Annotated in this window: 6 protein-coding genes; 2 read left to right on the top strand and 4 right to left on the bottom strand. The window is 70.4% G+C overall.

Features of this window, described 5'->3' with window-relative positions; all coding sequences use genetic code 11:
• Nucleotides 1-79: 79 nt before the first annotated feature.
• Entirely contained in the window at nucleotides 80-712 is a 633-nt protein-coding gene (locus AB0M36_RS36610; protein ID WP_364167154.1) for a hypothetical protein, read from the bottom strand.
• Between the two features lie 258 nt (nucleotides 713-970).
• Here AB0M36_RS36610 and AB0M36_RS36605 point away from each other — a divergent pair, with 258 nt between their 5' ends.
• Nucleotides 971-2,266, top strand: coding sequence for a potassium transporter TrkG (locus AB0M36_RS36605; protein WP_364167162.1), 1,296 nt, complete (start codon nucleotides 971-973; stop codon nucleotides 2,264-2,266).
• On the top strand, nucleotides 2,259-2,927 hold the full coding sequence (locus tag AB0M36_RS36600) for a TrkA family potassium uptake protein (protein WP_364167152.1): 669 nt from the start codon (nucleotides 2,259-2,261) through the stop codon (nucleotides 2,925-2,927). The genes AB0M36_RS36605 and AB0M36_RS36600 overlap by 8 nt, the downstream gene beginning before the upstream one ends.
• Here AB0M36_RS36600 and AB0M36_RS36595 read toward each other — a convergent pair.
• Genes AB0M36_RS36595 through AB0M36_RS36585 form a run of 3 tightly spaced genes read right to left on the bottom strand, consistent with a single transcriptional unit; the run spans nucleotide 2,924 to nucleotide 7,264 of the window.
• Entirely contained in the window at nucleotides 2,924-4,645 is a 1,722-nt protein-coding gene (locus tag AB0M36_RS36595; RefSeq protein ID WP_364167151.1) for a serine/threonine-protein kinase, read from the bottom strand. The two genes, AB0M36_RS36600 and AB0M36_RS36595, sit on opposite strands and share 4 nt — an antisense overlap.
• A 60-nt stretch (nucleotides 4,646-4,705) precedes the next feature.
• Entirely contained in the window at nucleotides 4,706-6,208 is a 1,503-nt protein-coding gene (locus AB0M36_RS36590; RefSeq protein ID WP_364167149.1) for a fused MFS/spermidine synthase, read from the bottom strand.
• A gap of 42 nt (nucleotides 6,209-6,250) precedes the next feature.
• Nucleotides 6,251-7,264 (bottom strand): hypothetical protein, encoded by a 1,014-nt coding sequence (locus tag AB0M36_RS36585; protein WP_364167147.1) that lies wholly within the window; start codon nucleotides 7,262-7,264, stop codon nucleotides 6,251-6,253.
• Nucleotides 7,265-7,281 lie beyond the last annotated feature (17 nt).

Here is a 7,281-nt window from a genome sequence, read left to right as displayed (position 1 = left end):
CCTGAACGCCTTCTCGATCACCTTCGGCGACCGGTTCCCGGCCGCCGAAACCTACTAACCAAAGACGCCGGAAACACCGTTAGCGAGACAGTCCCAGGGTCTTCGGTTCCGTGCCGTCGGTTCGGAAGTTTCCGTTGACGAGGCGGTCGGTGATCGAATAGGTGATGGTTTTGCCGGAGAGTGTGCGGGTGACCTTGACGCATCCGACGATGTCTTCGGCTTTGACCTCGGTGACCGCGACCTCTTTCGCATAGGCGAGGTGGGTGGCCAGCACGCTTTGGAGTTTCCAGATGTCCAGCCACTGGCCGACGCGGCACAGGTAGATGTACGGCGTTTTCTTGATCGACTCCTCTTCCTTCATCGGGTCGTACGGGAACAGCGCGCAGATGTTGAAGTCGAGCGCCAGCGAGACCGCGCAGTCGGTGTCCATGTCGACATTGCCTAGTCGCAACGCCACCCCGGGTGCGGCGCCCGCCGCCAGCGTGGAGGGCGGCGGGTATTTTTCGATGGCCTTCTGGCGGGGTGTGAAGCCGCTGACGAAGATCTCGGCCGGTGCCCGGGTGTCGCTTCGATAGGCGAGCGCGAAGGTCCGGTCCGACCCCGCCGAGAACGTACGCATTTCATCGTTGCCGATGACCGTCGTGCCCATGATGTCGAACTTGAGTCCGGAGTCCTTGGTCGGCTTGGGCGATGGCACGTAGTAGGACGTCATGGGATCCAATGTCCAACCACTACGCTACGGGTTCAACCGACTGCGCAGCGTATGCCACAAGGCACTGTTCCACCGCAAGGGGCCAAGACGGAAGGCCCGGCGCGTGACGGCGGACCGGCAACCGGGGCGGAGAAAGTCGCATGTCGAGTTGCGTCATCCACCCCCTCTGCCGGGTAATGGAGCAGGCCAACCAAGAGATCGGGAGGTTACGGGGTGCGTACCCGCTCGCCGTGGCGCTATCCGGCGCGCATCGTGCCTCTGGCCTTCCTCGGTGCTGTCGCCATCGGCACCGCCCTCATGATGCTGCCCGCCGCCCGTGCCGAACCGGGGCACGCCCCGTTCGTCACGGCGCTTTTCACCGCCACGAGCGCCGTGTGCGTCACCGGGCTCTCGGTCGTCGACACGCCGACGTACTGGTCCGGCTTCGGCCAGGTGCTGCTCACCGTGCTGTCTCAGATCGGCGGCTTCGGGATCATGACGCTGGCGACCCTGCTGAGCCTGCTGGTGTCGCGGCGGCTGGGTCTGCGTAGCCGGCTGCTGGCGCAGGCGGAGAGCTCAGGGCTGCTCGGCGGCAACGTCGGGGGGATCCTGATCCGGGTCGCGCTTGTCATGTTCGTGTCCGAGGCGGTCATCAGCGTCGTTCTCACGCTGCGGTTCTGGCTGGCGTACGACTACTCGTTCGGCCGGGCCGTGTGGGAGGCGGTGTTCCATGCCGTCCAGGCGTTCAACAACGCCGGCTTCGCGCTCTACCCCGACAGCCTCGTACGATTCGTCGGCGACTGGTGGATCTGCGTGCCGCTGACCCTGGGGGTGTTGGCCGGCTCGATCGGTTTTCCGGTGCTGTTCGAGCTCGCGCGCGAGTGGCGTGTCCCCGGAGCCTGGTCCACCCACACCCGCCTGACGGTCTGGGGGACGGTCCTGCTCAGCGGGATCGGCTTTGTGCTCTTCCTGGCGTTCGAGTGGAGCAATCCGGGCACGCTCGGTCCGCTGAGCGTGCCGACCAAGGTGCTGGCCGCCTTCACCCAGGACGTCATGACGCGGTCGGGCGGCTTCAACAGCGTCGATCTGGGCGCCACGAACACCGAGACCATCGCCCTCACGAACGGGTTGATGTTCATCGGCGGCGGCAGCGCCAGCACGGCCGGTGGCATCAAGGTGACCACGTTTCTGCTGCTCGCGTTCGTCATTTGGGCGGAGATCCGGGGTGAGCCGGACGTGGTGATCCGCAAGCGGCGCATCGCCGAGGAGACGCAGCGGCAGGCGATGACGGTCGCGTTGCTGGGCGTCGCCCTGGTCGCCGTGGGGACGCTGGCGTTGATCATGTTGACCGACGACGTGCCGTTCGACCGGGCGTTGTTCGAGGTCACCTCGGCCTTCGCCACCGTCGGGCTCAGCACCGGAATCACCGCGAGCCTGCCGCCGTCCGCGCAGGTCGTGCTCGTCGTCCTGATGTACGTCGGCCGGGTCGGCACGATCGCGGTCGGCACCGCCATCGCGCTGAACACCCGCCGGCGGCTCTACCGCTATCCGGAAGAGAGGCCCCTCGTTGGCTGACAAGGAAGAAATCGACAACGTCGTGGTCGTGGGCCTGGGCCGCTTCGGCGGCGCGGTCGCCGAGTCGCTGGTCAACCTCGGCCACGAGGTGCTCGGCGTCGACTCCGACCCGCGGATCGTGCAGGACTGGTCGGACCGGCTCACGCACGTCGTGGAGGCCGACGCGACCGACACCGACGCGTTGCGCCAGCTGGGTGTGCAGGAATTCTCCCGGGCCGTCGTCGGCATCGGCACGAACCTGGAGACCAGCGTCCTGACCGTCCTCACGCTCGCCGAGGTCGGCGTCAGCGAGATCTGGGCCAAGGCGACCAGCGCCAAGCACGGGCAGATCCTGTCGCGGGTCGGCGCCCGCCATGTGATCTTTCCGGAGACGGAGATGGGCGAGCGGGTCGCCCATCTGATCACCGGCCGGATGCTGGACTACATCGAGTTCGACGACGGCTTCGCCATCGCGAAGGTCCGGGCACCCCGGGAGGCGGTGGGTCGCTCCCTGGCCGACGTCGGCCTGCGCAGCAAGTGGGGGGTCACGGTGGTGGGCACGAAGCTGCCGGGTGAGGACTTCACGTACGCGCGCCCCGAAACGGTCGTGCCGCCGGGCTGCATCCTCATCGTGGCGGGCAACACCTCCAAAGTGGAGCAGTTCGCCGCCGTCACCGTCTAGATGCCCACCGAGAAGCCGTCTTTGGTCCGCGGCGGCGCAGGCGAGGCGGCCGTCGGCGTCGGCGCCGGCTTGCCCCTGTCCTTCTTGCGCGAGGGCGCGGGCGCCGGCTGCGCGGGAGCCGGGACGACGATCGCGCCGAGGACCTCGGCCTGACACTGGTGGCCATTGAGGCTGAAGCTCAGCGGAAGCGGGTTGCTGACCCGGTAGCTGCCGCTGAGCGTCACGCTCGCCGACCGCCCCGGCCGCAGGTGTACGCCCTTCTTCGGCCGCAGCACCAGCTTGCGCCCCTTCTGGGAGAGCCGCTTGGGGCCGTCGGTGAGCCGCTGGCCGCCGGTGAACGTGAACTCCAGCCGCCAACCGGAGAGCAGGCGTTCCCCGGTGTTCACCACGGTGAGCTGCGCGCCGAAGTCCGTACCCGTGTCTTTCTGGACCCGGTAGCGAACCTTGCAGCCCATGCCGTGCGGCACCACCGGCCCGGGCCCGGCGCCGGCGGCCGCGGCCTGGGCGGGGCCGACGTCGACCGGCTCGCGGGTCGACGACCAGACCAGGCCGACCGCCGCGATCAGCACGAGCGTCGCCACGGCCGCCTGCAGGCGATGCCGGGCGGCGAGGACGGCCTGGCCGAGCCGGCCGCCGTTGAGCAGGTCGCGGGCCAGGACGCCGCCGCGGAACAGGCCGCCGCCGAGCGGCACCGGGCCGCCGATCCGCAGTGCCCGGCCGGCCCGCAGTCCGGCCCGCAACAGCAGGCGGCTCGGCAGGGGCAGCACCCCTAGAAAGCGGCGACGCCCGGGGCGCGGGCCGGGATGCGAAGACGGCCGGAATCCGGCCAGCACGTTCCGCTCGTCGAACGCGGTCACCGGCGGAATGATCGGCTGAAGACCGACGAGCGCGGCCAGCGTGGTGGCCACCTCGTCCGCGCCGGGCCGGTCTTCCGGACGTTTCGCAAGGCAGCGCAGGCAGAGTGCGGCGACCTCGGCGGGCATGCCGGGCAGCTCGGGTACGGGCTCAGGATCCGCGTAGAGATGCGCCCGCAACGCCTCGGTGGTGGTCTCGGCGGGCCAGGGCAGCCGCCCGGTGAGCAGCCGGTAGAGGAGCAGCCCGAGCGCGTACACGTCGGCGGCGGGCGCCACCGGGTCGCCGCTGAGGCGTTCCGGCGCCAGGTAGGCGGGGGTGCCGAGGAGGCTGCCGTCCGCGGCGGCGTCGCGCTGCCCGGTCAGTGCGGAGATGCCGAAGTCCACGACCTTCGCACCGGCGCCGGTGAGCATGATGTTCGCCGGCGTGATGTCGCGGTGCACGATGCCGCGCGAGTGTGCGGTCGCCAGCGCCGACGCAACCTCGGCGACCACGGTGACCGCGCCGCGCCACGGGAACGGGCCCTCGCGGCGGAGCCGGGCGGAGACCGGTTCGCCGTCGTTGAGCTCCATGACCACGTACGGGACGGTCACCCGCTCGTCCAGCGGCGATTCCCCGAAGTCGAACACGCCGGTGATGTGCGGGTGGCACAGCCGGGCCGCGGCCAGCGCCTCCTGCCGCAGCCGCGCGCGGGAGGCGGCGTCGGCGGCGAGCTGCGGCGACAGCACCTTGACCGCGACCGGGCGGCCGAGGACCTCGTCGTGGCCCCGCCACACGACCGACATGCCGCCGGTGCCGAGCCGCTCGACCAGGCGGTAGCGGCCACCGACGTGGCCGCCTTCTCGTCCGGTCGCCAGCCACCCCATGTGCCGATTGTGGCCCGAGGGAACACCCGGCCAGGGTGCGTCTCGAAAATCCCTTCAGATTCAGCCGGCGAGCAGCTGGTCGACGGGCGCGAAGTCGTCGGTCAGCACCCGGGCGTCGCCGATGAGGGCGCGCAGGGCCGTTCCGGACACCAGTTCGACCGGCTCGTCGACGAGGTCGAGGCGGTTGCGGATCTCGTCCAGCGGGAGCGGGGACGCCGAGGCCACGATGACGAAGTTCGCGCCGATCTCCCCGGCGAGGGCTGCCTTGGGGGCGATCACCGCCACGTGCGGAAAGACGTCCGCGACGGTGGCGAGCTCGGCCCGGATGAAGCGGTTCGGCGGATAGTCGATGACATTCTGGGCATACATACCGTCGTCGCGCAGCACGCGGGAGACCTCCGCGGCCATCTCGCGGGTGGCAAGATGCCACGGGACCACGAGGTGGCCGAAGGCGTCGCCGACCACGAGGTCGTACGACCGGTCGTCCTGCTCGCCGAGCCCGACCCGGGCATCGCCGACCCGGGTCCGCAGCTGTGGTCCGGTGGTGAGGCCGAGCTCGCGCTCGTCCAGCTTCACCAGGTCGCCGTCCAGCTCGACGACGAGCTGGTCGCTGCCGGGCCGGGTCGCCGCGAGGTACGCGGGCACGGTGAAGCCGCCTCCGCCCAGGTGCAGGGCGTCAAGGGGCGCGGCAGCGGACTTCTGGACATCGACCAGCGCGCCGATCCACTGGATGTAGGCGAACTCCAGGTGAGTCGGATCGTCGAGGTCGACGTACGAGTGCCGCGCCGAGTTGAGGATCAGCGTCCGCCCGCCGGCCCGGTGGGCATCGGCCTCGACCCGGGCGCAGTGGTAGGCGGTCTCGATGTCGCAGGGTGTCGGCGCCGAGGCCCCCAGCCCGGCGCCCACCAGCCCCACGGTGACCAGCATCGCCCGGGCCTTCGGCCGTCCCGGCTCGAGGTCGGGCCGCTGGCGGCGCAGCCACCAGCCGAGCCCGACGCCGGCGACGGCGAGCAGCGCGGCGAGGGTCAGCACGATCCAACTGCTCGGCATGGCGGCGACGAAGATGAAGCCGGTGCCGAGCGTCGCCGTGATCGCGCCCAGGGTGCCGAAGCTGGAGAGCCGGCCCACCACCTCACCGGTCCGCCGCAGGTCGCCCAGCTGGAGCTTCACGGTCATCGGGGTGATCGTGGAGAGCAGGAACGCGGGCAGGAAGACGGCCAGCGCGGCGAGCAGCAGCACGGCTGACGCCGCGCCGCCGCGCAGCCACTCGCCGCCCCAGCGCACGAGCGGCAGCGTGATCGCCGTGGTGATCGCGGCCAGCAGCAGCGCGGGGGCGAGCAGGGTCCGGGGGTCGTACCTGTCCGCCAGCCGGCCGCCGAGCCAGGTGCCGTACGCGATGGCGGCCAGCGCGATGCCGATCACCGAGCTGCTGACCTGGAGGGTCACGCCGACGTACGGCCCGACCAGCCGCAACGCGACGATCTCGAGGACGAGCACGGCCCCACTGGCGAAGAAGACGAGTGCGGTGGCCAGGCCGGACGGGAGAGCCCGTGGGGAGTCCATCGGCGGATGGTACCGACGATGACGCTTGATTCCCGGTAGGCCCTACAGGATCGACAGGTGCACGTGGTTGGTGTGTGCCGCGGCCGGGCCGCCGGAGCCGCCGTTGTAGGTGCGCCACCCCGAGCCGGGCAGCCAGATCTGGCGATACCAGATCACGTACATCACGCCGAGGCGGTCGGCGTTCTTGACGAAGAACGCGGCGAGGTTGTTGCCGTAGGTGCGGTCTCCCCCGCTGGCGTTGACGTTTTGGAACCCACCCGCGGCCGCGGAGTAGTCACAGGCCTTGCCCTGCGGGTGTTCGCCGGAGGCACGTTGGCTGAAGCAGGAGGTGTACCGCTTGAAGCCGGCCGCCTGCGCCTGCCGGTGGGCGTTCAGCAGCCTCGGCGTGATGCAGCCGCCGGTGGTGGGGTCGTCGACGGTGCACCCCTCGCCGGGCCACGAGCCGTCGGAGTTGCGCGGTGCCGCCTTGGCCAGCGGCGAGTTCGCGCTGACGAAGCCGCCGGCGACCTGTCCGCCGCCGGCCGCGGCGAGGGCGTCCTGCGCCTGCTGCTTCTTCTTGGCCATGACCGTGACCTGTTTCTGCTGCTCCTTGATCTCGAGCTCGATGGCCTTGGTCGCCTTCTCGGCGATGGTCGCGGCGTCCCGATATCCGGCCAGGGCGCGGCCGTCGACCTGGGCCATCTGGTCGAGGCTCAGCATGCGGTCGATCAGTGCGTCGGGCGAGGTGCTGCCGAGCAGCATCGTCATGGTGGTGAGCCGGCCCTGCCGGTAGGAACGGCCGGCGATCTCCTGGACCCGGCCCGACAGCTCCGCGGTCTTGCCCTGGGCCTGCTTGAGGGCGGCCTTGAGCGTGACCTGGCGCTTCTTGGATGCTTCCAGCTTCTGCTTGGCCTGAACGTGTCCCTTGGCCGCCGACTCGAGCTGCGCCCGCAGGGTCTTCGAGCCGCCCTCCTCGTCGGGCTCGGCATGCGCCGCCGGGGGCGCGACGAGCAGCACGAGGACTGCCGCCAACAGCGCGAGTACGTGCTTCGCTTGGCGTAGGTAAGTCGCCGCCACGATCAACCTCCAAGTGG

Origin of the sequence: Actinoplanes sp. NPDC051346 (assembly GCF_040682215.1) — a bacterium.
Classification (GTDB): Bacteria; Actinomycetota; Actinomycetes; order Mycobacteriales; family Micromonosporaceae; genus Actinoplanes.
This window is presented reverse-complemented; position numbering and strand designations above follow the sequence as displayed.